The organism is Rhizobium sp. AC27/96 (assembly GCF_001692325.1).
Taxonomy (GTDB): domain Bacteria; phylum Pseudomonadota; class Alphaproteobacteria; order Rhizobiales; family Rhizobiaceae; genus Rhizobium.
Genome location: NZ_LXKN01000070.1, coordinates 1 through 23,954, shown reverse-complemented (window position 1 = coordinate 23,954; position 23,954 = coordinate 1). Strand labels below are relative to the sequence as shown.

Annotated in this window: 24 protein-coding genes; 10 read left to right on the top strand and 14 right to left on the bottom strand. The window is 60.4% G+C overall.

Going from position 1 to position 23,954, the window contains the following annotated elements; genetic code table 11:
• Position 1: 1 nt before the first annotated feature.
• Positions 2-1,159 carry a CaiB/BaiF CoA-transferase family protein gene (locus A6U86_RS30830; RefSeq protein ID WP_068399818.1) on the top strand — a complete coding sequence of 386 codons (1,158 nt, stop codon included), beginning with the start codon at positions 2-4 and terminating at the stop codon, positions 1,157-1,159.
• Between the two features lie 321 nt (positions 1,160-1,480).
• Here A6U86_RS30830 and tal read toward each other — a convergent pair whose 3' ends face one another.
• A complete protein-coding gene (tal, locus tag A6U86_RS30825; protein WP_068399815.1) occupies positions 1,481-2,446 on the bottom strand; it encodes a transaldolase in 966 nt (321 codons plus the stop codon).
• 503 nt (positions 2,447-2,949) lie between these two features.
• On the opposite strand from tal, the gene A6U86_RS30820 reads away from it, so the two are divergent.
• Positions 2,950-3,939: a sugar-binding transcriptional regulator gene (locus tag A6U86_RS30820; protein WP_068399812.1), complete on the top strand. Its 990-nt coding sequence runs from the start codon at positions 2,950-2,952 to the stop codon at positions 3,937-3,939.
• 265 nt (positions 3,940-4,204) lie between these two features.
• On the opposite strand, the gene A6U86_RS30815 is transcribed toward A6U86_RS30820, so the two are convergent.
• Positions 4,205-5,077: a bifunctional helix-turn-helix domain-containing protein/methylated-DNA--[protein]-cysteine S-methyltransferase gene (locus A6U86_RS30815; RefSeq protein ID WP_068399810.1), complete on the bottom strand. Its 873-nt coding sequence runs from the start codon at positions 5,075-5,077 to the stop codon at positions 4,205-4,207.
• 112 nt (positions 5,078-5,189) lie between these two features.
• Positions 5,190-5,693 (bottom strand): DUF2244 domain-containing protein, encoded by a 504-nt coding sequence (locus A6U86_RS30810; protein WP_068399807.1) that lies wholly within the window; start codon positions 5,691-5,693, stop codon positions 5,190-5,192.
• 22 nt (positions 5,694-5,715) lie between these two features.
• Here A6U86_RS30810 and nth point away from each other — a divergent pair, with 22 nt between their 5' ends.
• Positions 5,716-6,495 carry an endonuclease III gene (gene nth, locus A6U86_RS30805; RefSeq protein WP_068399805.1) on the top strand — a complete coding sequence of 260 codons (780 nt, stop codon included), beginning with the start codon at positions 5,716-5,718 and terminating at the stop codon, positions 6,493-6,495.
• Between the two features lie 3 nt (positions 6,496-6,498).
• Here the strand turns inward: nth and A6U86_RS30800 are convergent, their stop codons facing one another.
• On the bottom strand, positions 6,499-7,212 hold the full coding sequence (locus A6U86_RS30800; protein ID WP_068399802.1) for a sulfate transporter family protein: 714 nt from the start codon (positions 7,210-7,212) through the stop codon (positions 6,499-6,501).
• Between the two features lie 250 nt (positions 7,213-7,462).
• Between A6U86_RS30800 and A6U86_RS30795 the strand changes: the two genes are divergently transcribed.
• On the top strand, positions 7,463-8,314 hold the full coding sequence (locus A6U86_RS30795) for a MurR/RpiR family transcriptional regulator (RefSeq protein WP_068399799.1): 852 nt from the start codon (positions 7,463-7,465) through the stop codon (positions 8,312-8,314).
• Positions 8,315-8,333: 19 nt separating this feature from the next.
• Here A6U86_RS30795 and A6U86_RS30790 read toward each other — a convergent pair whose 3' ends face one another.
• The 9 genes from A6U86_RS30790 to A6U86_RS30750 form a co-directional block, all read right to left on the bottom strand.
• Positions 8,334-9,917 (bottom strand): FGGY-family carbohydrate kinase, encoded by a 1,584-nt coding sequence (locus A6U86_RS30790; protein ID WP_068399797.1) that lies wholly within the window; start codon positions 9,915-9,917, stop codon positions 8,334-8,336.
• Between the two features lie 119 nt (positions 9,918-10,036).
• Positions 10,037-10,711, bottom strand: coding sequence for an HAD family phosphatase (locus A6U86_RS30785; protein ID WP_068399794.1), 675 nt, complete (start codon positions 10,709-10,711; stop codon positions 10,037-10,039).
• Positions 10,712-10,810: 99 nt separating this feature from the next.
• A complete protein-coding gene (locus tag A6U86_RS30780) occupies positions 10,811-12,292 on the bottom strand; it encodes a mannitol dehydrogenase family protein (protein WP_068399791.1) in 1,482 nt (493 codons plus the stop codon).
• 153 nt (positions 12,293-12,445) lie between these two features.
• The gene (locus A6U86_RS30775; protein ID WP_068399788.1) at positions 12,446-13,444 is read right to left on the bottom strand and encodes an ABC transporter ATP-binding protein; all 999 of its coding nucleotides are present in this window, start codon (positions 13,442-13,444) and stop codon (positions 12,446-12,448) included.
• A gap of 11 nt (positions 13,445-13,455) precedes the next feature.
• Positions 13,456-14,298, bottom strand: coding sequence for a carbohydrate ABC transporter permease (locus A6U86_RS30770; protein ID WP_068399785.1), 843 nt, complete (start codon positions 14,296-14,298; stop codon positions 13,456-13,458).
• 2 nt (positions 14,299-14,300) lie between these two features.
• Positions 14,301-15,173, bottom strand: coding sequence for a carbohydrate ABC transporter permease (locus A6U86_RS30765; RefSeq protein ID WP_068399782.1), 873 nt, complete (start codon positions 15,171-15,173; stop codon positions 14,301-14,303).
• Between the two features lie 144 nt (positions 15,174-15,317).
• Positions 15,318-16,634 carry a sugar ABC transporter substrate-binding protein gene (locus A6U86_RS30760; RefSeq protein ID WP_068400486.1) on the bottom strand — a complete coding sequence of 439 codons (1,317 nt, stop codon included), beginning with the start codon at positions 16,632-16,634 and terminating at the stop codon, positions 15,318-15,320.
• 147 nt (positions 16,635-16,781) lie between these two features.
• Positions 16,782-17,735, bottom strand: coding sequence for a sugar-binding transcriptional regulator (locus tag A6U86_RS30755; RefSeq protein WP_068399779.1), 954 nt, complete (start codon positions 17,733-17,735; stop codon positions 16,782-16,784).
• Positions 17,736-17,777: 42 nt separating this feature from the next.
• A complete protein-coding gene (locus A6U86_RS30750; RefSeq protein WP_068399776.1) occupies positions 17,778-18,233 on the bottom strand; it encodes an RbsD/FucU family protein in 456 nt (151 codons plus the stop codon).
• Positions 18,234-18,457: 224 nt separating this feature from the next.
• Here A6U86_RS30750 and A6U86_RS30745 point away from each other — a divergent pair, with 224 nt between their 5' ends.
• The 6 genes from A6U86_RS30745 to A6U86_RS30720 all read left to right on the top strand — a co-directional run bounded on the left by A6U86_RS30745 (position 18,458) and on the right by A6U86_RS30720 (position 23,716).
• Positions 18,458-19,117 (top strand): response regulator transcription factor, encoded by a 660-nt coding sequence (locus tag A6U86_RS30745; protein WP_068399774.1) that lies wholly within the window; start codon positions 18,458-18,460, stop codon positions 19,115-19,117.
• Positions 19,114-20,466, top strand: a complete 1,353-nt coding sequence (locus tag A6U86_RS30740; RefSeq protein ID WP_068399772.1) for an ATP-binding protein — start codon at positions 19,114-19,116, stop codon at positions 20,464-20,466. Before A6U86_RS30745 ends, A6U86_RS30740 begins: the two co-directional genes overlap by 4 nt.
• Before the next feature lie 86 nt (positions 20,467-20,552).
• A complete protein-coding gene (locus A6U86_RS30735) occupies positions 20,553-21,479 on the top strand; it encodes an ROK family protein (RefSeq protein WP_068399769.1) in 927 nt (308 codons plus the stop codon).
• Positions 21,469-22,191 carry a copper homeostasis protein CutC gene (locus tag A6U86_RS30730; protein ID WP_068399767.1) on the top strand — a complete coding sequence of 241 codons (723 nt, stop codon included), beginning with the start codon at positions 21,469-21,471 and terminating at the stop codon, positions 22,189-22,191. Before A6U86_RS30735 ends, A6U86_RS30730 begins: the two co-directional genes overlap by 11 nt.
• A 127-nt stretch (positions 22,192-22,318) precedes the next feature.
• Positions 22,319-23,218 (top strand): DUF6030 family protein, encoded by a 900-nt coding sequence (locus tag A6U86_RS30725; RefSeq protein WP_068399764.1) that lies wholly within the window; start codon positions 22,319-22,321, stop codon positions 23,216-23,218.
• 231 nt (positions 23,219-23,449) lie between these two features.
• On the top strand, positions 23,450-23,716 hold the full coding sequence (locus A6U86_RS30720; RefSeq protein WP_141683857.1) for a hypothetical protein: 267 nt from the start codon (positions 23,450-23,452) through the stop codon (positions 23,714-23,716).
• A gap of 52 nt (positions 23,717-23,768) precedes the next feature.
• On the opposite strand, the gene A6U86_RS35785 is transcribed toward A6U86_RS30720, so the two are convergent.
• The coding region (locus tag A6U86_RS35785; protein ID WP_206744091.1) for a hypothetical protein at positions 23,769-23,954 on the bottom strand (186 nt) is incomplete at its 5' end.

Genomic DNA, 23,954 nt, shown 5'->3' with positions numbered 1-23,954 from the left:
TATGACTACGAACAACGAAGAGGGTCTGCTCTCCGGCATTACCGTGCTGGATATGAGCCAGTTTCTTGCCGGCCCGATGGCGGCCCTCAGGCTCGGCGATCTCGGCGCGCGCGTCATCAAGATCGAGCGGCCCGACGGCGGCGATCTCTGCCGCCGGCTCTATCTGAGCGACACCGAGATCGGCGGCGATTCCACGCTGTTTCACGCCATCAACCGCGGCAAGGAAAGCTTTGCCGTCAACATGAAGGACGAGAGCGATCTGCGGGAATTGCGCACGCTGATCGCCAAGGCCGACGTCATCATCCAGAATTTCCGCCCCGGCGTCATCGAAAGGCTCGGCCTCGATTACGCCTCCGTCACCGCCATCAACCCGCGCATCGTCTATGGCAGCATCACCGGCTACGGCCCCGACAATGATTGGCGCCACTTTCCCGGGCAGGATCTGCTGGCCCAGGCCCGCTCCGGCGTCATGTGGCTGAACGGCGAAGCCGACGACGGGCCGGTGCCTTTCGGCCTCGCCGTCGCCGACATGCTGGCCGGCAATCACCTCGTTCAGGCCATCCTCGCGGGCCTCGTGCGACGCGGCGTCACCGGGCGCGGCGTGCATGTGGAGACAAGCCTGCTGGAAGCAATGGTCGATTTCCAGTTCGAGGTACTGACAACACACCTGAACGATGGCGGTCGCCTGCCGCAGAAATCCGCCGTGCGCAATGCCCACGCCTATCTCGCCGCACCCTATGGTGTTTACCGTTGCGCCGAGGGCTGGCTGGCGATCGCGATGATGCCGCTTGCAAAACTCGCGCCGCTGCTCGATCTGCCCGCCCTTGCCGACTACACCCCGGATGATGCCTTCCAGCGCCGCGACGAGATCAAGACCATGATCGCAAGCCGCCTTCAGGAGAAGACGGTTCGGGAGTGGCTCGCCATCCTGGAGCCCGCCGACATCTGGGCGGCGGAAGTGCTCGACTGGCCGAAACTGCTGCAAAGTGCGGCCTTCCGCCAACTCGATATGTTGCAGACGGTAACCCGCGACGACGGCACCTCCGTGCGCACGACGGCAAGTCCTATCCGCGTGAACGGAATCCGGGCCAAGAACAGCTTGGCGGCGCCGACGATCGGTGGGCAGTCGGACAAGGTCAGGGCGGAGTTTCTTCGGTAGGATCAGCCATCCGTTTGCCGAACCGGTGATACCCCCCTCTGTCACTTTCGTGACATCTCCCCCACAAGGGGGGAGATTGGTAGCTCGCGGCACTCACTCACCTCAAACAAACATCCAATCTGTTGAAATTGCAGTTTGAGGACTTGAAGGGAGCAAGCATCAAACTCCCAACAATCTCCCCCCTTGTGGGGGAGATGTCACGAAGTGACAGAGGGAGGTATCATCGCCACGGCATACTCGAAGTCGCGACCTATCAACGAAACAAAAAAGGAGCGCCGCATCGCTGCGGCACCCCTCTCAAGATAGCGAACCTATCTAGCCTCAAGCCGCAGCGAGCTGCAGTTCCTTGCTGACCATAGCGCGCAGCGTGCCGAGGTCCTTGGCGAAGGCGCGGATGCCTTCGGAGAGCTTCTCGGTTGCCATTGCGTCTTCGTTCATCATCCAGCGGAAGGTCTTTTCGTCGACGGCGATCTTTTCGACGGAACCCTTGTTCTCCGGCGAGAGCTTGCGCTCCAGTTTGCCTTGATCGGCAGCAAGTTCGTCGAGCAGGTTCGGGCTGATCGTCAGGCGGTCGCAACCGGCCAGCGCTTCGATTTCGCCGGTGTTGCGGAAGGAGGCGCCCATGACGATCGTCTTGATGTCGTTGGCCTTGTAGTAGTGGTAGATGTCGCGAACGGAAACGACGCCCGGATCTTCCTCAGCGGTGTAGTCCTTGCCGGTCGACTTCTTGTACCAGTCGAGGATGCGGCCGACGAAGGGCGAAATCAGGAAGGCCTTGGCATCGGCGCAGGCAATCGCCTGAGCCTTGCTGAAGAGCAGAGTCAGGTTGCAGTCGATGCCTTCCTTCTGCAGCACTTCGGCGGCACGAATGCCTTCCCAGGTGGAAGCAAGCTTGATCAGGATGCGGTCGCGCTCGATGCCGCGCTCCTTGTAGGAGGCGATGATCGCGCGGGCCTTGGTCAGCGATGCTTCGGTGTTGAAGGAAAGGTCGGCGTCGACTTCGGTCGAGACACGGCCCGGAACGAGGCCGGAAAGCGCGGCACCGACGGAAATGGCCAGGCGGTCGGCAACCGCGTGAACGACGGCTTCCGAATTGCCGCCCTGCTTCTTGCCCCAGGCAACGGCTTCCTTGATCGCGTCGGCAAACATCGGCGTGCCGAGTGCCTTCAGGACGATGGTCGGGTTGGTGGTGCAATCCACCGGCTTCAGGCGTGCGACTGCCTCGATGTCGCCTGTATCGGCGACGACCGTGGTCATGGCGCGGAGTTGATCAAGCTTGGAAGTCATAACAGGTATCCTTGTTGAATGAGGCCCATTGGGATGCGGAGATGTCGGGCGGCAAATTCCGTCCGGTCGATGGACGATTTGAAGGCGTCAGGCGGAATATGCCCTTCCATCTTCTATGTGTCGGTAACGGGGTAAAAAGCGCGAAAGTTCCATTTCCGGTGAACGGCCGAGCGATGAAGAAACAACCTTCCGACGACAAGCTTTTCACCGGCACCGGGCGCCCTATATGGCATCCTGTCCGGTCTGGCACTTGCTCGGAGCAACACTCGCACATTGTCCTCCTCGATTGGACAAGACCGAATTCCTCAGCACCGACTATCAGCAATCTCGCAAGGAAAAGTCAAGGACATTTGTGCAATTCAATTGACATAAGTTTCATGTCATAGAATATCGCCAGCAGAAGAGCCGATCTCGCCCGCTCCCGTCATCCGTCATCGCCACAATTCCTATTCAGGGCGATCATGACGCTAAAAGGTACGGGCGACAATCATGCTGGAGGACCTGTGGCCAAACTGAGACGCGGGACGCATACCGCCTATTCGGAGACCTCGTCCCTGAGGCTTCGCGCCGCATGGCTCTATTATAACCAGGGCCTGACACAGAAGGATGTCGCCGAACAGCTCGGCATCAGCCGCACCACGGTCATCCGCCTGCTGGATGAGGCGATGCGGCGCGCCGAGGTGCAAATCTGGATCACCGAAGGCATCGACGATTGCGTCGAACTGGCGATCAAGCTGGAACGCATTTATGGGCTGGATGAGGCGATCGTGGTTCCAGAGCCCGCTGGCGGCGACGTCAACGCCCAGGCAAAGAGCGTCGGCCTGGCGCTCGGCCAGTTCCTCACCGAAGCCATCCCCGACAATTATACGATCGGCGTCGGCTGGGGCCGGACGATGACGGCTTCGCTTGCAAGCTTCCGCCCTCCCCGCCGCGACAATTGCAAGGTGGTCTCGCTGCTCGGCGGCATCGTCGCCGTCCAACAGACCAACCCGATCGATTATACGTGGCGGCTGGCAAGCCAGCTCGGTGCGGAATGCTACATGTTCCTGGCGCCGCTGCTGGTCGATTCCATCGAGACCAAGCGCAATCTCATTGAAAAATGCGGCCTTGAAGCCATTTATCGGCTGGCGGAAAACCTGGACCTCGCCATCGTCAGCTGCGGCGACATCGGTCCGCAATCGACATCGCTGTCCGAGGGCTTCATCTCCAAGCGGGAGCTGCAAGAGTTGATCGATATGGGCTGCGTCTGCGATACCATGTTCAACTTCCTCGATTCCGAGGGCAATTCCGTCGATCATCCGATCAACAAGCGCGTCATGTCCGTCGATCTCGATACGCTGAAAAAAGCCAAACACATTGTGATCTCCTCCGGCGGCGCGCACCGCGCCCAGGCAATCAGCGCCACCATCAAGCGCATCGGCTGCAACACTTTGATCACCGATGAGAGCGCCGCCAAGGCCCTGCTGCAGATGGCTATGGCGAAGGCTGCTTGATCAATTAGCTCCGAGTTTGGGAAACTGCGCCCCCCCCCTCTGTCCCTTCCGGGACATCTCCCCCACAAGGGGGGAGATTGGTAACTCGCAGCGATCTCTCGTCTCGAGCGAACATTGAATCTGCTGAAACTGCAATTTAGTGTTTCGGAAAGGCCCGGCGGCAAACTCCCAACGATCTCCCCCCTTGTCGGGGAGATGTCACGACAGTGACAGAGGGGGGTGACAGCGGTTCGGAAAACTCAAGGTCCCTTAGGGCACACACCCCTCAAACATCCCCAGATTCCCAACCCAGCATCGCCCTCTTGCGCGTCAGCCCCCAATGGTAGCCGGTGAGCTGGCCGTTCTTGCCGAGCGCACGGTGGCAGGGCACGACGAAGGAGATCGGGTTGCGGCCGACGGCGGCTCCCACGGCCCGCATGGCTTTCGGCTGGCCGATATCGCTGGCGATGTCGGAATAGGTCACGGCCCGACCCATCGGGATCTTCAACAGGCTCTCCCAGACGCGCAGCTGGAAATCCGAGCCGATCAGCACCACCCGCAGCGGCTCCTCGCTCGACCAGTTCGACCGTTCGAAAATGCGGGCTGCGTAAGGCGCCGTCGCCTGGGCATCCTCGATGAATTGCGCATTCGGCCAGCGGCAGGTCATGTCCTCAAGGCAAGCCCGCTCATTGCCGGAATCGCTGAAAGCGAGACCGGCAAGGCCGCGATCCGTGACCATGATCAGGGCAAGACCAAAGGGTGAAATGTGGAAACTATAGCGCATCACCAGGCCGCTGCCCCTGGCCTTCCATTCGCCTGGCGACATCGCCTCGTGCGTGACGAACAGATCATGCAGGCGGCTGGGACCGGAAAGGCCGACTTCGAAAGAGGTCTCCAGCAGCGGCAGATCCTCCTTGCGCAGGAGCCGTTTGGCATGATCGAGCGTAACAGCCTGAAGAAAAGCCTTGGGTGAAAGCCCAGCCCAGCGCGTAAACGTCTTCTGCAATTGGGTGGGCGACTGGCCGAGCCGATCGGCGAGCGTCTCCAGCGACGGCTGATCGCGATACTCCTCGGTGATGAGCTCAATCACTTGCCGCACAGTCTCGTAATCCGGGCCTTGCGGAGTGATGTCTTTTTTCAGCTGTGCAATCGCATTCATGGTCTTTCTCCTTAAAAAGGAGAAAACCACGTCGGCAGAGCTAAAACCACCCGTTTCTTGCGCCGGGAGACCGCCTGCGAAAATGTGATGTCATTGGTTTTGAGAGACCCGCTCATATCCGCTGCGTGACTATGGCCAGCGCACGTTTGAAAGCCTTGGCGAAGCTCTCGCGATCATCCGGGTTGAGGAACGACCCGACATCCGTATCGTGGCTCCTGTCGCGAACATGCATCGACACCACGCCGATCTCGCGGTGACGACGAACAAGGAAGCGCGTCCAGAACGGGTTGAAGCAATGTTCGACCATCCGCCCCGCCGGCGAAAACTTGCGGATAGACACGTTGGTGCGCGATACCGTCACCTCCTCGCGCACGCGCCCGGAACGGTAGTTGAGCCAGAAGGCGCCATAGAGCAGCAGAAAATCGGCACCGAAGAAGAAGCCCACAGGCCATGCGCCGCGCGTGACGAAAAGAACGGTGTAGAACAGGCAGAAGGCACCGGCCAAGGCCAGCATGACCTTGAACCCCTTTCGTCCGAGAGAGCGATGGGGGAAGAGTTCGGCAGCGAAAACCGGCTTGTTGCCGTCTGCCGCCGTATCGGCGTTGCGTTCGGTCATTGGACTTGAGTATAGGTCGTTCATGGCAAATCTTAAGACCAAATCCAGCGCCCAAACCGCGAAAAAGTCAAATGCGACCGCAGGTCGCAAGCCGGCCACGAAGAGCCTTTATTCAAAGGCGGACCTGGAAGAGATCTTCCGCCGCTTCTCCATCCAGCGGCCCGAACCGAAGGGCGAGTTGGAACACGTCAATCCCTTCACCCTTGTCGTTGCGGTGGCGTTGTCGGCGCAGGCGACTGACGTCGGCGTCAACAAGGCGACGCGCGCTCTCTTCGCCATTGCCGACACGCCGCAAAAGATGCTCGACCTCGGCGAGGACAGCATCCGCGAATACATCAAGACCATCGGCCTCTACCGCAACAAGGCGAAGAATGTCGTCGCGCTCTCGGAAAAGCTGATCGCAGACTTCGGCGGCGAGGTGCCGCGCACGCGAGAAGAGTTGGTGACCCTGCCGGGTGTTGGGCGCAAGACCGCCAATGTCGTCCTGTCAATGGCGTTCGGCCAGGCAACGCTCGCGGTCGATACCCACATCTTCCGCATCGCCAATCGGCTGCTGCTGGCGCCCGGCAAGACGCCGGACGAAGTCGAACAGAGGCTGTTGAAGCTGATCCCCGATCAATATCTCTACCACGCCCATCACTGGCTGATCCTGCACGGGCGCTATTGCTGCAAGGCGCGCAAGCCGGAATGCGAACGTTGCGTCATTGCCGATCTCTGTCGATCGCCTGAAAAGATCTGGGACATACCGGCGCCGCTGGTCGAACTGCCCCAGCAAAATATCGGCGCCGAAACCGCCGGCTAGCCTTTATATGCGCGGGCCCGCTTCTTTCCGCGAGATCAGCTTGTGCAGATGCACCATCATCCCGGCGGCAAACAGCGGCGTCAGCAGGTTGAGAAGCGGGATGGCAAGAAAAGCGGCAATCACCAGGCCAGCCAGAAACACGGTAAAGGCGTGCTTGACGCGGAACTGCCGCGCCTCGTCCGGCGAGCGGAAGCGCATGGCGGCAAACTCGAAGAATTCGCGGCCAAGCAGGTAGCCGTTCACCAGAAAGAAGGCGATCAGATTGACGCCCGGAATGAACAGCAGAAACAGGGCGATGATATTGCCGACGATGACGACGCCAAGAAACCGCACCGAGCTTTTCATCGCCGCGGCGATCGGCATCGCGGTCCCGGGCGCATCGCCGGGATAGTCCCTCTTCTCCACTACCTCGGCGACATCGTCGAGAAAGAGGCCGGCAATCAGCGCCGTGATCGGCGATATCAGCAGCGCCATTGCGAGCGCCAGCGCAATGCCCGCAAAGATAGCCAGAAAGAGCGTAAGCCAACCCGTCCAATCCGCAGTGGCCGGCATGAAGCCCTGCAGCCAGGGCAAGGCGAAGGAATTGAAAACGCCGCGCAGCACGAACCAGAGCACGACAAGCGCCAGCAATGTCAGGCCCAGAACCTTCCAGAAAACCTTCCGCGTTTCCGGCGCAAAGAGGTTTTCGAAGGAAAGGCGCGCAGCAAGAACAATCATTCGGTCGGGCTCCCTGGTTGGTAATCCGACACCTAGGTAGCAATCATGCGAATATCAATATCCACCTGATATGCGAGTATGCTCAATTAAAAAAATGTATCGTTGTAATAAAGCCTAAGCTAATATATTTTGTAGGCCATATTAAGAACAACAACCGAAACAACATCGGCGGCCTTCCGAGATCCAAGCACTCGATTGTTCCAACAATTGGTGCAGAGAATATCAGAAGGAAACTCAGGGAGGGGCAAATTTGGAAGACCTTAGCCAGAAACTCAAAGAATATATCAAGGTCGGCACGCCCGCCGAACGTCGAATTGCAAAGTATTTCTCTGAACATCTGAATGAACTACCGTTCGAAACCGCTTCCTCGGTCGCCGATAGGCTTGAGTTGAGCCCGATGACGGTTGGCCGGTTCCTGCGATCCCTCGGCTATCACGGCCTCGACGGAATCAAGGTGCACCTGAAGGAAAACACCGGCCCCGTTACGTTACAATTGCCTAACGTTCTCGAGCAGTTGCAGAAGGATGCCGGCGAGAGCCGCCCCCTGGCGGCGCAAATCGTCGAACAGGTCGAGATGCTGCAGCATATCTACAATCTCGCCAACCAACCCCAATGGCAGGACGCGGTGACGGCAATCCTGTCGGCCGGCAACGTCTTCATCGCCACTCATCCGAGCCTTGCAGGGCTTGGAAGGCATCTGTGTGAGCGCCTGACTTTCGCTCGCGACCATGTCCTCTTTCTCGATGGCGCCAATGGCAGCTACGTCGAAATGCTGGGTGCGCGGTCCGAAAACAGCCTGCTCATCATCATCGATTCACCGCGCTTCGTCGCATCGCGGCTGCTGGCCCGCTCGGCCCGCCGCGCCGGACACAAGGTGTTGCTGGCGACCGGTCAATTCACCGAATGGGCGCATGAATTCGCCAATATCACCCTGTCCTTGCCGCCCCAGCGGGCCAATAGCCGCGAAAGCCTCTCGGGCATGATGGCGCTGCTGGAAATGATCGCCATCGCCGTGACGCAGGCGGCCGGTGAAACGGCGGAAAACAGGATTCGCCGGATCGAGGAACTGCAAGCCATATTCGCTCATGCGCCCCTAAGGTAGGCAAGGACAAACCAGGCGCCTAATCCATCCCGTCCAATTCCGCCCGATGGCGATACATGGCCAGGAAGCGCCGGTAGTCGCGGTCGTAGAGCGCCTTCTTGGCTGTATCCGGCAGGCGTTCGTGGCCGCCGGGATACATGGCGGCACCGGCTGCCCCCAGGTTTTCATGGAGCCCGCAGGAAACCGAAGCAGCAATCGCCGTGCCCAGCAGCACGGTCTCGTTCATCTTGGGGATCACGACCTTGCAGCCGGTCACATCGGAATAGAGCTCCATCAGCACCGAATTCTTCACATGACCGCCCGCGACATGCAGCGTATCGGGCACGTAGCCATAATCCCGCATCCGCTCCAGGATGTGGCGGATACCAAGTGCTATCCCAACGCTGGTGCGCCAGTAGAGCCGGCAGAGGCCGTCGAAGGATGCGTCCAGCGTCATGCCGCTGATGACGCCCAAGGCATGCGGATCGGCAAGCGGCGAGCGATTGCCGTGAAAATCTGGCAGCACGTGGATGCGGCCGCCCAGCAATTCACCCTCGGCCAGCCGCAGCTCCGCAATGCGCTTGACGATACGATCGTGCAATGCGGCGGTCGGCGCTCCCCCAGCTGCATGCATGCTGACAATGTGATCGAGCAGCGCTCCCGTTGCCGACTGCCCGGCTTCGGCCAGCCACATTTCCGGAAAAACCGCCTCATAATAAGGCCCCCACATGCCGGTGCTGCGCTTGCGTTCCCGCGAGAAGGAGACGACGCAGCTCGAAGTTCCGGCGATGAGCGCCAGTTGATGCTCCAGCGAGGCGAGATCGCCGGCATGAGCCGCAAGAGCGCCGAGCGCACCCGCATAGGCGTCGATCATCCCCGCCCCGACATGGCAATCCCGATCAAGCCCCAGCGCTTCCGCAGCTTCCGCCGTCAACGTTCCGATGCTCTTGCCGACCGGAACACTGTCCTCCGGCAGCCCTCCACGCTCCCGCAGGTCGCCGAGGCCGATCACGTTCAGGAAATCCGCCTGCCAGCCCGGTTCACGATGGGCGAGATAATTCCATTTCGCCACCAGCGTCGATCGTGACCGGGCCAACGAGCCGGTCGCCTTCCAGGTCATGAAATCGGCAAGGTCGAAGAAATAACCGGCCTGCGCCCAGCTCTCGGGAAGGTTCTCCTTCAGCCACATCAGCTTGGGCATTTCCATTTCGGGCGACATGAACTCGCCGGAATAGGCGAGAACCTCATGCCGCGTCGCCGTGCAGTAATCCGCCTCGGCAAGCGCACGGTGATCGAGCCAGACGATGGTATCGAAGCGGCTCTCGCCCCCGGTAGACACGGTCAATTGCCCGCCTTCCCGATTACGCACGACCAGCGAGCAGGTCGCGTCGAAACCGATGGCGCCGATAACGGATGCGTCGACGCCTGACGCTGCAACGGCAGAGCGAACGGCGGCGCAGACGGCAGCCCATATATCCTCGGAATCATGCTCGGCGTGGTTTTCACGCGGGCGATTCATCAGGATCGGATATTCACTTTTGCCCAGCAGTGAGCCGCCCGCCGTGAAGACACCGGCGCGTGCGCTGCCTGTGCCAATATCGACCGCAACCACGTGATCACGCATGCAAAAGGGGCCCCGACCACTCAGAGCATTTCCACGTTTCTTTGAATCGCGAAAACGTTCTATTTTTTTCTTTACGCATTCCGGACGGAAAACCGCTGCGCACTTTTCCTGGAAATGCTCTAACTCTTGTTGCGGACAAGTTGTATCAAATCCGGCATCGCGTCAAACACGACTTCCGGTGAAAGCTGCTCCAGTTCAGCACGATAGCTGGGGGAATGCGCATGCGAACCGCCGTTGAAAGCGAACACTGTCATACCGGCCGCACGCGCCGCCATGATCCCCGCGGGGCTGTCTTCCACGACGATGCAATCTGCCGGCGCAACCCCCATCCGCTCGGCTGCAAAGAGGAAAAGATCCGGTGCGGGCTTGCCCCGCTTGACCATGCTTGCGCTGAAAATATTCGGCTCCAGCCGCTCCAGCAGGCCGGTGACGCCGAGCGAGAGCCGGATACGCTCCAACTGGCTTGACGAGGCCACGCAGCGCGGAAGCGGAAGCGCATCAAGCGTCGCGGCGATACCATCGATCGGCTTCAGCTCATGCTTGAACCGCTCATAGAGATCGTTGCGGATACGATCGAGAAAAGGCTGATCGATGAAGACGTCGAATTCCGTCTGCATGGTATCGACGAGCGTCGCCAGGCTCTTGCCGAGGAAGCGGCTGTAGACATCCTCCTCGCTCATATCCACGCCGAAATCGTGCATCGCCTGGATGAGCACGCTGACCGACAGCGGCTCGCTGTCCACAAGCACGCCATCGCAATCGAAGATTACGAGTCCCTTCTCCGCATCGGTCATCGTAGATCCAACCTGAATTCTGTTGCCGTCCCGCCCGCTCGAAATTCCGGCGCGACAATGGAAAACGGCCGGAGCAGAAAAACTCCGGCCGCTTGCAGATTATCCCGCGAGTTTGTTGTCCAAGTATAGCTGCAGGGTGACGCGAGTACCCTTTTCCCACAGCGTTTTCAGCGCATGAGCGAAGCGTTTGCGGAAGAGATCCGATTTCGCGACAGCGCCGAAGATATCCTCGAACACCAGGAAGGCATTCGGATCGTCCTTTGCCTTGAGGGCGGCCTCATGCAGACGCTCGGCGCTGGCATCGTTGAAGACGATGTCCTTGCCGCTATCGCTCTTGCCGGCAAAGTAGCGGCACCAGAGCGCCGAGACGAGCGCGAGGCCGACGACGTCTTCCCCGCGGCTGAGCCGATCGGCCGTGGACGGCAGGATGAACTTCGGCTGGCGGTTCGAGCCATCCTGCGCCAGGCGCGGAATGGTGTCGGCGATCTTCGGATTGGCGAAGCGCCGCTCGATCAGCTTGAAGTAATCCGCCAGCACAGTGTTCGGCACCGGCGGGATCACGGGGATGATCTCGTCATTCTCGAGCTTGGCGAGAAAATCGCGGATCAACGGTTCTTCCATGGCCTCATGCACGAAATGGATATCCATAAGCGCCGCCGGATAGGCGATGGCCGCATGGCCGCCATTGAGGATGCGGATCTTCATATGCTCATAGGGCGTGACATCGGGCACGAAGGTGACACCGACCTTTTCCAGCGCAGGCCGGCCCGCCGGAAAATTGTCTTCCAGCACCCACTGCTTGAATTCCTCGCAATAGACGGGCCAATTGTCCTCGATATCGAAGACTTGCTTCAGCAGGTCGATCTCGCGCGCGCCGGTTGCCGGCGTGATGCGGTCGACCATGCCGTTCGGGAAGGCGACGTTGGCGGCGATCCAGTCGGCAAAGGCAGGGTCGGAAAGGCGTGCGGTCCCGACGACGGCGGCTTTGGTGACACCGCCATTGTGGGGAATGTTGTCGCAGGACATGACCGTGAAGGGCTGCAAGCCTGCGGCGCGGCGCGCCTTGAGGCCCGCGACGATCAGGCCGAACACAGTCTTCGGCGCATCGGGGTTCTGCCCGTCGGCCGATATCGCCGGATGGGCCGGATTGAACTTGCCGGACGCATCGATGAAATAGCCGCCTTCGGTAATCGTCATGGAGACGATGCGGATGGTGGGATCGGCCAGTTTGGCAATGATCGCCTTGGCATCGCCGACCGGCAGGATGCCGACCATCGGCGCGGTGACGCGGGCAGCCGTGCGATTATTGTCCTGCTCGACCACCGTCGTCAGAAAGTCCTGCGCCGCGAGCTTCTCGCGCATGGCGGCATCGGACGGCAGCACGCCGGCGCCGACGATCGCCCAGTCATGGTCGTGACCGCCGTTGAACAGATCGTCGAGGTAGATTGCCTGATGGGCGCGATGGAAATTGCCGACACCGAAATGCACGATGCCCGCCGAAAGCGATTTCGGATCGTAGGCAGGAACGGCTGCCGTTGCGGCCGCCTCCTGGAGAGTTGCGAGCGATAATTTGCACGTCATGTCTCTAGTCCTTCTGGAAAGGTCTCTGGCTCCGGACGACTGGGAAAGGCCGCTCCGGCTGGTATGCTGTCCGGCCCGCAGATATCCATCCAAGCGGGCCGGGATTAATGCGTTCGCCATGCGCGGGCGGCGCGCACAGCACCGGCTTGTAGCTCAGATCGACAATCCCTCGGCGTTGAACCGGTGAATGTGCGCCTTGTCGGGCGTCAGGTAGACGGTGTCGCCGGCCCGGGCTGGGAAATCGCCGGAACCGCGCGCCGTTACCGTGCCGATACCGTCGACGTCGATATGCAGGAAGGTGTCGGAGCCTAGATGCTCGGCAACGATGACCTTGCCTTGCCAGTCGCCCGCGGTGGTCGACAGCAGCGTATGTTCCGGCCTGACGCCGATCGTGTCGCCTCCAAGGCTCTGCGCATAGGCGCCCTTGACGAAATTCATCTTCGGCGAGCCGATGAAGCCGGCAACGAAGAGGTTGCGTGGAGAGCGATAAAGCTCCAGCGGCGAGCCTACCTGCTCGATATTGCCGCGGTTGAGCACAACGATCTTGTCGGCCATGGTCATGGCTTCGACCTGGTCATGCGTCACATAGACCATCGTCGTCTTCAGCTGCTGGTGCAGTTCGCTGATCTCGAGGCGCATGTTAACGCGCAGCGCCGCATCGAGGTTCGACAAGGGCTCGTCGAACAGGAAGGCCGCCGGCTGGCGCACGATGGCCCGGCCGATGGCAACGCGCTGACGCTGGCCGCCCGAGAGCTGGCGCGGCTTGCGCTCCAGATAGTCGGTGAGATTGAGGACGCGGGCGGCGTCCGCAACCTTCTTGTCGATCTCCGCCTGCGGCATGTTCGCCATCTTCAGCGGGAAGGCGATGTTCTTGCGAACACTCATATGCGGATAAAGCGCATAGGACTGGAACACCATGGCGAGACCGCGTTCGGAAGGCTTCAGGTTTGTGCCATCCTTGCCGTCGATCAGGATCTGGCCGCCGGAGACGTCTTCGAGACCGGCGATCAGACGCAACAGCGTGGACTTGCCACAGCCCGACGGGCCGACGAACACCACGAACTCGCCATTGTTGATTTCGAGGTCGATGGAAGGGATGACCTTGGCTTCGCCAAAGACCTTAGAAACCTTCTTAAGGACAATGCTACCCATGTTTCTCTTCCTTACTTAACCGCGCCGAAGGTGAGGCCGCGAACGAGTTGTTTCTGGCTGAACCAGCCGAGGATCAGGATCGGAGCGATCGCCATGGTCGATGCCGCCGAAAGCTTGGCATAGAACAGGCCCTCCGGGCTCGAATAGGAGGCGATGAAGGTGCTGAGCGGAGCCGCATCGACCGACGAGAGATTGAGCGTCCAGAAAGCCTCGTTCCACGACAGGATGATGTTGAGCAGCATCGTCGAGGCAAGGCCGGGGATCGCCATCGGCGTCAGCACGTAGATGATTTCCTTTGCCAGCGTCGCCCCGTCCATGCGGGCCGCCTCAAGGATCTCACCGGGGATTTCCTTGAAGTAGGTATAGAGCATCCACACGATGATCGGCAGGTTAATCAGCATCAGCACGACGACCATGCCCAGGCGGCTGGCGAACTGATTGTTGAGCAGGCCGAAACCCTGGAACAGCAGGTAGATCGGGATGAAGGCGCCGACCGGCGGCATCATCTTCGTGGACAGCATCCACATCAGCACGTCCTTGGTGCGCTTGGTCGGCGAGAAGGCCATGGCCCAGGCGGCCGGCACGGCGATGATCAGACCAAGGATCGTCGAACCGAAGGAGATGATGACCGAGTTGGCGAAATGGAGGAAATAATTCGAGCGCGATTGCACCTCGACGTAATTCTCCAGCGTCCAGTGGAAGAACAGGAACTGCGGTGGCGAGGCAATCGCATCGCCCTCGGTCTTGAAGCTCGTCAGGATCGTCCACAGGATCGGGAAGAAGATGAGCAAGGCGACGGCCCATGCGGCCACCGATACGAACACCTTGCGTTGCGTGCTGACTTGGCGTGCCATCTTTAAGCCTCCAGATTCTTGCCGACCGCGCGCATCAGGAAGATCGCGACGATATTGGCGAGGATGACTGCGATGATGCCGCCCGCCGATGCGCCGCCGACATCCTGCGACAGGACGATCTGCGAATAGACCAGATAGGTGAGATTGGTCGTCGCCGTGCCCGGGCCGCCATTGGTGGTGACGAGGATTTCGGCGAAGGCGGACAGAAGGAAGATCGTCTCGATCAGGATCACGACCGTAATGGCGCGGGCCAGATGCGGCAGGGTGATGTAGATGAACTTCGAAATCGGGCCTGCACCATCCATTTCGGCCGCTTCCTTCTGCTCTTCGTCCAGCGACTGCAGGGCGGTGAGCAGGATGAGCGTGGCGAAGGGCAGCCATTGCCAGGCTACGATGATGATGACCGACAGGAGCGGAACGGTCTCCAGCCAGGTCAGCGGATCAAGCCCGAACAATCGGAAGAGATGCGCCAGAAGCCCGTTCACCGGGTTCATGAACATGTGCTTCCAGATGAGGGCGGCGACCGTCGGCATCACGAAGAAGGGCGCAAGCACCAGCATGCGCACGATGCCCTGGCCGTAGATCGGCTGATCGAGAAGGAGCGCCAGTGCAATGCCACCGACCACGGTGATCAGCAACGCGCCGGCAACCAGCAGCAGCGTCACGATCAGCGAGCTCAGAAAGGCCGGATCGGTGACGAAATATTCGTAGTTGAGCCAACCGACGAAATCATGCGCGCCGGGCGACAGCAGATTGTAGTTCAGCGTCGAGAAATAGATCGTCATCACGAGCGGGACGATCATCCACGCAAAGAGAAGAAGAACGGATGGCGCCATCATGATGCGCGCGGTGGAACGGGTGTGCAACGTTGCCATGGCAAGTACCGACCTATCTTTGAGCAGGGAGAGGTGGCCGTGGACCGGCTGAAACAAAAAGGGCCGCCAAGGGCATTCGGGCGCTCGGCGGCCTAGGGGAAAGCAATGCTCGAGAGGGGCACTGCTTTCCGTACCTCAAAGGCCTTATTTCGGGTAACCGGCCTTCGTCATTTCGCGGGTCGTCAGCTGTTGTGCTGCCTTGAGAGCCTGATCGACGGAGATCTGGCCGGCAAGAGCTGCGGAGAACTGCTGGCCGACGGCCGTGCCGATACCCTGGAATTCAGGGATAGCGACGAACTGGACGCCGACATAGGGAACAGGCTTTACGGTCGGATGCGTCGGATCGGCCGAGTTGATCGAGTCGAGCGTCATCTTCGCGAAGGAAGCAGCCTTCTGGTAATCCGCACTTGCATAGAGCGAGCTGCGGGTGCCGGGAGGCGCATTCAGCCAACCTTCCTTCTGGGCAACAAGGTTGGTGTATTCCTTGCTGGTTGCCCAGGCGACGAACTTCTCGGCAGCATCGGTCTTCTTCGAAGAGGCCGGGATGGCGAGGTTCCATGCCCAGAGCCAGTTGCCGCGCTTGCCAAGGCCCTTGTCCGGAGCCAGTGCGAAGCCGACCTTGTCAGCCACCTTCGACTGCTTCGGATCCGCTACGAAGGAAGCAGCAACCGTCGCGTCGATCCACATGCCGCACTTGCCGGTCTGGAAAAGCGACAGGTTTTCGTTGAAGCCGTTGGAGGAAGCGCCCGGAGGGCCGGCGTCCTTCATGAGCTTGACGTAGAAGTCGAGCGTGTCCTTCCATTCCGGCTGGTCGAACTGTGCCTTCCACTTTTCATCGAACCAGCGAGCGCCGAACGAATTCGACATCGCCGTCAGGAACGCCATGTTTTCGCCCCAGCCAGCCTTGCCGCGAAGGCAGATGCCGTAGACTTCATGGTCCTTGTCGGTGATCTTGCGGGCCGCATCGGCGATGAAGTCCCAGGTCGGCGCGTCCGGCATCTTCAGGCCGGCCTTGTCGAACAGGTCCTTGCGGTACATCACCATCGAGCTTTCGCCGTAGAACGGCGCCGCATAGAGCTTGCCGTCCGTGGTCAGACCGCTGCGGATGGCCGGGAGAAGGTCATCAACATCATAGTCCTTGTCGGCGGAAAGCTTGTCGAGCGGGGCGAGCCAGCCGAGCTTGCTCCAGATCGGCACTTCATAGGTGCCGATCGTCAGCACGTCGTATTGGCCGGCCTTGGTGGCGATGTCGGTCGTAACCTTCTGGCGCAATACGTTTTCTTCAAGCGTAACCCACTGCAGGTCGATATCGGGGTTCTTGGCTTTGAAATCGTCCGTAAGCTTCTGCATACGGATCATGTCGCCATTGTTGACTGTCGCAATTGTCAGGGTTTCGGCGGACGCCAAGCCGGCAAACATCAGGGCCGAGCAGGCGCTCAGCAGTAAAGTTTTCAATTTCATATCTTCCTCCCAGAAGACCAAAAGATGAGCATTCGCTTTGCTCGTGGGCAATTACTCACCGCTTGCGACAAAATGTCAATGCGGATTCGTTGCTGCATTGCCGAGCAAGCAACCTATCATCTTGTTTTTACTGATTATATTTTTTGCTCAGCCCTTGAGCAAAAATTCGGCAACCGCCTCATCGGTGATCAAACCGTTGATTTGGCGGCCCGCAACGGCCGCTTTGATCGCCTCGAACTTGCGTTTTCCCTTGGCGATTCCAATGACGGAAGACGTATCGCGGGATGGCAAGGGGGCGCTTGCGACGCGATCATTGACGTCATCGGGCATGAGCTTGCCCTTGCCGTCGAAGACCCAGCCGCAGATCTCGCCGGCAGCGCCGCGCTCCATCAGCGCCAGCATCTCGTCTTTCTCGAGAAAGCCGTCAAGACACAGAGGTGCTTCTATGCCCATCTCGCCGATGCCGACGAACGTCACGTCGGCCTGCGCGCTGATATCGAGCGTCGAGCGGACAAGCGCCTGGGCGTGCAGCAATTCGCGTTCTTCGGCCGATGACACCAGCACCGGCAGCGGCATCGGGAAGTGCCGCGCCTTGACGACGTCGGCCATGCTGAAGATGACGTTGTAATAGGCGGCCGAGCCGTCCGGGCCGATATTACCCGTCAGCGATACCACGCGGTGCTGCAGACATTCGATGGCCGGCAGCTGATCGACAGCCGCTTTCAGCGTGCGGCCCGTGCCGATGGCCAGCACGATCGGATCGCTATGCCGCAGCCAGCGCTCGATCTCGGCCGCCCCCGCCTGGGCGATGCCCACTGTCGACGACGCACCGTCTGTATCGCTCGGCACGACATCGACATGCCGCAGATCGTATTTCTCGCGCAGTGCGGCGGCATATTCCAGACAGGCTGCAATCGGATGATCCAGCCGCACCTTGATCAGCCGCTCTGCGACGGCCAGCGACACCAGTCTTTGGGCAGACTGGCGGGAGATCCCCATGGCGACGGCAATCTCGTCCTGCGTCCGCCCGGCGACATAGTACAGCCATCCGGCTCGCGCCGCGTCGTCAAGCCGCCCTTGGGAATCCAGCTTCTTCGCCATCGCATTCCTTTATCGAAACAGCGCTGTTCCCAGCCTATCGGATCACTCAGTTTCCGGCGGGATGACGCCCTTGGTCAAGGTGAAACAACCGTAGAAGCGCCGCTCGCCGGTCTGAACGATGCAAAAGGCATCCTTTGCCCGCTCATAAAAGGCGAAGCGCTCGACGGGTGACAGCGGCCAATGCTTGCCCTCGGCCTTGTCGATGACCGCCTGCACTTCAGCCTGGACCTGCGGCACCTCGTCCGGTGCCCCCACAACTTCCATGCGCGTCGCCGCATCGTCGATAAATGTGTCCAGGGGCATCAATGACAATATCGCCGCAACGGCATCGGCCGCCGGCACATTGTCGATGCGGAGCAATTCGCCCAAAACTGTCTGGCTCGCGATGGCTTCCGCCGGGAAGTTCGTATCGACGACGACGAGCATGTCGCCATGTCCCATCGACTTTAGCGCATAGAGCACGTCCGCATTCAGCAGCGGCGAAATTCCCTTCAGCATGGCCGAGCATCCTTCAATGATCAATGGCGGCACCCTGCGGCCGCTTCGCATTCCGGGCAAAGAAGTAACCACGGCGTTCCTCTCTGTCCATAGGCGCCGGGAACGTTTTCGGCAAACAGGCCGGGCCGTGAAATGCATATCCCCACAAGGCTTATTTCGGCCCTTATTGACCCGATAGGTTCGCCGGCATTAACTGAAGCACGGTCAATGGTTGAGGGGCACAGGTGCGGATTCTTCTCGTGGAAGACGATGATACGATCGGCAGCGCCGTTCGCGACCATATTGCGGCCGGTCCCCATGCCGTCGACTGGGTGAAAAATCTGGCCGACGCCGATGAAGTCACCAGCGCGGTGAACTACGGCCTTATCCTCCTGGATCTGCAGCTTCCCGATGGCAGCGGTATCGACTTTCTCAAGCGGTTGCGCCGCAAACCGGACGAAACCCCGGTCATCATCCTCACCGCGCGCGACCAGATTTCCGATCGCATCGAGGGCCTGAACAGCGGCGCCGACGACTACCTCGTCAAGCCGTTCAATCTCGGGGAACTGACAGCCCGCATCCTGGCGGTGGCCCGCCGTTACTCCGGCAGCCCGCAGCCGACCGCCCGCTTCGGCGATCTCGAAATCGACCAGCCGCAACGGCGCGTCAAGCTGGAAGGCAAGGACGTCGTTCTGACCGGCCGTGAATGGGCCGTGCTCGATCTGCTCGTGGCTCGGCCTGGCGCCATTGTCTCGAAGGACAAGATAGAAGAAGCGCTCTATGCCTTCGGCTCCGAGATCGAGAGCAATACGGTCGAAGTCTATGTCAGCCGGCTGCGCAAGAAGATCGGCAAGGACCGCATTCGCACCGCCCGCGGCGTCGGCTATTCACTGGGTGACCGATGAGCGAGCGCCGCGAGCCAAGCCGCGCCAGCATCACCCGCCGGCTGATCGCCGCCCTCACCGGTACTGTCGTGGTCTTCTGGCTGATTGCCGTCGGCATCGGCGTCTATGTCGTCAACAAGGAACTCTCCGAGACCTTCGACGGCGCGCTGCAGGAAACCGCCGAGCGACTACTGCCATTGGTGCTCGATGACCTCGCCAACCGCGACAATTCCGGCGATCCCCAAAGCCTGGAAGAGCTCAACAAGGGGCTCAACCGCGAATATCTGACCTATCAGGTGCTCGACGCGAACGGCAAGGTCATCCTGCATTCGCACGATGCCCCCGCGACGGCCTATGACGTGCCGCTGAAGATCGGCTTTCACAACACGCCGCGCTACCGCATCTATACGGAATCATCGGCCGACGGCACGATCTTCCTGCATGTAGCCGATGCCTTCAAGAACCGCCGCGAAGCCTCGCGCGAAAGCGGCGTCGCGCTGCTCTGGCCGCTTCTTGCGCTCATACCAGCCAGCATCATCGCCATCGGCATCGTTGTCGGCCGTTCGCTCAGGCCGATCGACCGGCTGCGGTCGCAGATCGCCACCAAGGACAGCGGCAATATGATGCCGCTGGAGAGCGAGACCTTGCCGCGCGAGCTGCAGCCGATCGCCCGCTCGGTCAATCTCCTGCTCGAGCGCCTGCGTCTGGCCCTTGAAGCCGAACGCGAATTCACCGCCAACAGCGCCCATGAGCTGCGCACGCCGATTGCCGGTGCGCTGGCGCAGACCCAGCGGCTGATCGCGGAACTGCCGCCGGGGCAACTCACCGAACGCGCCGGCCGCATCGAGACATCGCTCTCCAATCTCGGCCGCCTTGCGGAAAAACTGCTGCAGCTTTCCCGCGCCCAGGCCGGCATCGGCACCGGCGACAAGCCGATCGATCTGATCGCGGTTATCGAAACCGTGATCGGCGACTACGATCGCGACACCGGCACCGCCGGCCGCGTGCAGCTGGAAAACGATGCGAAGGAAAAGCTGATCCGCAATGTCGATATCGACGCATTCGCCATCGTCATGCGCAATCTGATCGAAAACGCGCTGATCCACGGCCCGGTCGACGACGAAGTGACCGTGCGTATCGAAGCCGGCACCGTGCGCATCATCAACGGTGGTACCGTCCTTTCGCATGAGGAGCTGGCTGGGTTGAAGAGGCGTTTCTGGCGCGGCAAGACGAAGGCGGCCGGTTCCGGTCTCGGGCTTTCCATTGTCGAGCGGATCGTCGACCAGATTGGTGGACGCATCGATCTCATGTCTCCCGCCACCGACAGAACCGATGGTTTCGAAGCCAGGATCACGCTGCCGGCAGGCTGATAGGCTCTCGCTCAGCGCGGATAGATCTTGCAAAGACCCACAAAGGGTGCGAGCAAGTGCCGCATGTTCCCTGCAGGTCTGTATTCATGATCGTTTCCTTCGACATCGGCGGCAGCGCCATCAAAGGCGGCATCGCCCGCTCCATGACCGATATTCTGCCGCTGGCGCGGCGTCCGACGCCCAAGCACGATTTCGCCGAATTCGTTGAAGCCCTGCGCGCTGTTATCGCCGAAGCGGAGGAAAGGCCGGATTGCCTGTCGTTTTCCATCGCCGGGGTAGTCGATCCCGATACGCAGGCGCTGACCTGCGCCAACATACCCTGCATTCATGGCCGGCATCTTGCCGCCGAACTTGAGGCTGAACTCGGCTATCCCGTGCTGATCGCCAATGATGCCGATTGCTTCGCCATGGCGGAAGCCATGTCCGGCGCCGGTCGTGGCCATCGCATCGTCTTCGGCGCCATTCTCGGCACCGGCGTTGGCGGCGGTCTTGTGGCCGACGGTCGCCTCGTCAATGCCGCCGGCGGCTTTGCCGGTGAATGGGGCCATGGACCCATCATCGCCTCCCATGCCGGTAACCCGCCGGTTGCCATCCCCTCCTATCTCTGCGGCTGCGGCCAAAAAGGCTGCGTCGACACCGTCGGCGGCGCCCGCGGCATCGAGCGCCTGCACAAGACGCTGCACGGACTGGAATTGACCAGCGAAGAGATCATCGACCGCTGGCTGAAGGACGATGCGCAGGCCCAGCGCACGATCGATGTGATGATCGATCTCGTCGCCTCCCCGCTGGCCCTCACGATCAACATAACCGGCGCAACCATCGTGCCCGTTGGCGGCGGTCTTTCCAATGTCGAACCGCTCCTGGCGCGGCTGGACGAGGTCGTACGCACCCGCACCTTGCGCAAATTCGGCCGGCCGCTCGTGGTACCGAGCGAATGCAAGCTCGAACCAGGCCTCATCGGCGCCGCTCTGCTGGGGCTGCAATTTACCGGAGAGCGCAACCATGCTGCTTGAGGTCTGTGTCGAAGATATTGCCGGCCTCAAGGCCGCTGTCGCGGGCGGGGCAGATCGTATCGAGCTTTGCAGCGCGCTCCCACTCGGTGGCTTGACGCCAAGTGCGGGGCTGATGGCGGCCGCGGCCGGCATGCCCGTTCCCGCCTACGCCATCATCCGCCCACGCGCCGGCAGCTTCGTCTATTCGGCCGATGAACTCGAAATCATGAAGCGGGATATCGATGCGGCCCGGGATGCCGGCTTGCCGGGTGTCGTGCTTGGAGCATCGCTGCCCGACGGGCGGCTCGATTTCGATATGCTGGCCGCCCTGGTCGCCCACGCAGGCACCCTCGGCAAGACGCTGCATCGCGCAGTCGACCTTGTCCCGGATATCGCGGAGGCCGTGGAAATAGCCGTATCTCTCGGCTTTGAGCGCATCCTGACGTCAGGTGGCGCAAAGACGGCGGCGGAAGGCATCGCGACGATCGAGCAGGCCATTGCCGTTGCCGCCGGCCGCATCTCCATCATGCCCGGCTCCGGCGTCACATTGGCGACGATCGACCAGCTATGGCCGCGCTTGCCGATCAGCGAAATTCACTCCTCCTGCGCCGTCACGCTAACAGAGACCGACGAGCGCCTGCTCGCCCTCGGATTCTCGTCACCATCGGCACGCCGCACAGACGCAGCCACCGTCCAGGCGCTGAAGTCCCGCTTCGCTGCGGCAACATCATGAATTGACAAAGAAACATTAGAATGATCAATCGTTCATAAACGCATATGCTGTAGCCAAGTATGGGCTGCACAACATACAGTCATTGCAGCAAGGCGGGTTTCCTCGGGAGTAGCTGTAGATCTCGATCATGTCGGTGGCGCCACCTCGCAAGAAAAGCTGGGCTGTCTTCTGGATTGCGGCCGTCGTCATCGGCTCGATCATCCTCGCGACAGCGCTGCTTGCCAATGACATGCGGAACCTGAGGGCGCTGGACAGCCGCTATCATCTCAATCTGTTTCCAAAGCCGGCGCAACAGGCGACACCGCTTCCGGTAAAAGCCGTCGAGGCCAGGAGCCCTTCGCTTGCCGGAACCGCTCCCACAAATAGCGCTGGAAATGCTGCTGCCGTGACACCGGGATCGCCGGCACATTCCCCGCCAACACCAGCCAAGGCCACGGTCATCAAACCACGGCCAACCAAAATCTCCCATCTGTTCGACGCTCCGGTCGACGCGCTGTTGAGCGCCTTCGTGCGGAGCTGGAAGGTTTCAGGCCCGACCCTTTGCGCCGACCTGGTGACGTTCGGCCTGCCCGTTGGCGAATGGCGGCAAAGCGAATTGGGCGGCGGCACATCGGAGTGCAGCTATGCCGTCCAGAAGGGCGCCTATGGCGATGCGAATGCGGCGTCCTTCTTTATCATTGCGCGCGGCAAGCCGACCGGCGAACTCGACACGATCCGCATCAAGGTGATCATGCCCGACAATGCCGACGGCAAGGCGATCGCCAGCACCTTCGTCGACACCGTCGTGCTGCTGCTGAGCAAAACGCACTGGCTCGACTTCCAAAGCGCGCTGGATGCCATTGGCTCGCTGCAGGACGTGACGCTGCAAGCCTTCGGCGCCAAGCTCAGCTTCTTCAAGGAATTCCAGAGCAACAATAATTTCAACCTGCAGCTGGAATTGCGAAGAACTGCTCCGGAACAGCTCCGGACAGCCATCGTCTTCGACAAGGCACGCTGGACCCTGCCCGCTCCCTCCCTGACCAACTAGGTCGTGGGCAAAAGCGTCGGTAGATGCTTTCGCGGTGTTATGTACCTAATACAACCAATGGCGCTTGTGGTTCATTCCGGCAGAGGCGGTCGTATTCCAAGAGCCGATTGCGAACTCCTGATGCTTTATTGCAAATGAATTGAACGTTATGCTCAATGGGAGCCAGATTCAGTAAAGGCCGTGTGTAACTCTATGCACCGTAAAAGCGATATCTCATGGTCGGCGACTCCAGTGTATCCCGCGCTTGTAGCTATTGGTCGGGCCATCAGCGGCGGCCGCCTGTCTCCAGAAATCTTGCACCGTATTTCAATGGGTCCGGGTGCGCTAATACCGGATCACCGCGTCGAAATTGCCCACACAGCTGCGAAAGAACTCGGGCAGCGTAGAGGAAAATATTCCATCACCATCGACGGGCCGCGGCTGACGGGTAAATGGTGGTTTTTCTCCGGTGAGCTTCAGCAATTGGCAATCGATGCCGCCCGTGAATCTGAGGTCTAAACGTCTTTGGCGTTTGGCGCATTCCGGCCGAGAGGTCCGTTGCCAGTCGAGCTTAAGCAACAATAGCAATCTTCCAGCTTTCGACATGGCAACAGGCGTGCTTCACAATCGTTGAAATGCCACGATGCCCGCATTTGGCCGATATCGTTGAAAAACTCGACTGATTTTCCGCTCGTCCTCCCGTTTTTGCCTTTTTGGACGGCGGGCTATGCGTTTTCGATCCCCGCGCCTCGGCGCA

What these genes read in the sequence shown, in the direction of transcription:
- A6U86_RS30830 (WP_068399818.1), top strand. Translation starts at nt 2, where the DNA reads ATGACTACGAACAACGAAGAGGGTCTGCTCTCCGGCATTACCGTGCTG.
- tal (WP_068399815.1), bottom strand. Translation starts at nt 2,446, where the DNA reads ATGACTTCCAAGCTTGATCAACTCCGCGCCATGACCACGGTCGTCGCC.
- A6U86_RS30815 (WP_068399810.1), bottom strand. Translation starts at nt 5,077, where the DNA reads ATGAATGCGATTGCACAGCTGAAAAAAGACATCACTCCGCAAGGCCCG.
- A6U86_RS30810 (WP_068399807.1), bottom strand. Translation starts at nt 5,693, where the DNA reads ATGACCGAACGCAACGCCGATACGGCGGCAGACGGCAACAAGCCGGTT.
- nth (WP_068399805.1), top strand. Translation starts at nt 5,716, where the DNA reads ATGGCAAATCTTAAGACCAAATCCAGCGCCCAAACCGCGAAAAAGTCA.
- A6U86_RS30800 (WP_068399802.1), bottom strand. Translation starts at nt 7,212, where the DNA reads ATGATTGTTCTTGCTGCGCGCCTTTCCTTCGAAAACCTCTTTGCGCCG.
- A6U86_RS30790 (WP_068399797.1), bottom strand. Translation starts at nt 9,917, where the DNA reads ATGCGTGATCACGTGGTTGCGGTCGATATTGGCACAGGCAGCGCACGC.
- A6U86_RS30785 (WP_068399794.1), bottom strand. Translation starts at nt 10,711, where the DNA reads ATGACCGATGCGGAGAAGGGACTCGTAATCTTCGATTGCGATGGCGTG.
- A6U86_RS30780 (WP_068399791.1), bottom strand. Translation starts at nt 12,292, where the DNA reads ATGACGTGCAAATTATCGCTCGCAACTCTCCAGGAGGCGGCCGCAACG.
- A6U86_RS30775 (WP_068399788.1), bottom strand. Translation starts at nt 13,444, where the DNA reads ATGGGTAGCATTGTCCTTAAGAAGGTTTCTAAGGTCTTTGGCGAAGCC.
- A6U86_RS30770 (WP_068399785.1), bottom strand. Translation starts at nt 14,298, where the DNA reads ATGGCACGCCAAGTCAGCACGCAACGCAAGGTGTTCGTATCGGTGGCC.
- A6U86_RS30765 (WP_068399782.1), bottom strand. Translation starts at nt 15,173, where the DNA reads ATGGCAACGTTGCACACCCGTTCCACCGCGCGCATCATGATGGCGCCA.
- A6U86_RS30760 (WP_068400486.1), bottom strand. Translation starts at nt 16,634, where the DNA reads ATGAAATTGAAAACTTTACTGCTGAGCGCCTGCTCGGCCCTGATGTTT.
- A6U86_RS30755 (WP_068399779.1), bottom strand. Translation starts at nt 17,735, where the DNA reads ATGGCGAAGAAGCTGGATTCCCAAGGGCGGCTTGACGACGCGGCGCGA.
- A6U86_RS30750 (WP_068399776.1), bottom strand. Translation starts at nt 18,233, where the DNA reads ATGCTGAAGGGAATTTCGCCGCTGCTGAATGCGGACGTGCTCTATGCG.
- A6U86_RS30740 (WP_068399772.1), top strand. Translation starts at nt 19,114, where the DNA reads ATGAGCGAGCGCCGCGAGCCAAGCCGCGCCAGCATCACCCGCCGGCTG.
- A6U86_RS30735 (WP_068399769.1), top strand. Translation starts at nt 20,553, where the DNA reads ATGATCGTTTCCTTCGACATCGGCGGCAGCGCCATCAAAGGCGGCATC.
- A6U86_RS30730 (WP_068399767.1), top strand. Translation starts at nt 21,469, where the DNA reads ATGCTGCTTGAGGTCTGTGTCGAAGATATTGCCGGCCTCAAGGCCGCT.
- A6U86_RS30725 (WP_068399764.1), top strand. Translation starts at nt 22,319, where the DNA reads ATGTCGGTGGCGCCACCTCGCAAGAAAAGCTGGGCTGTCTTCTGGATT.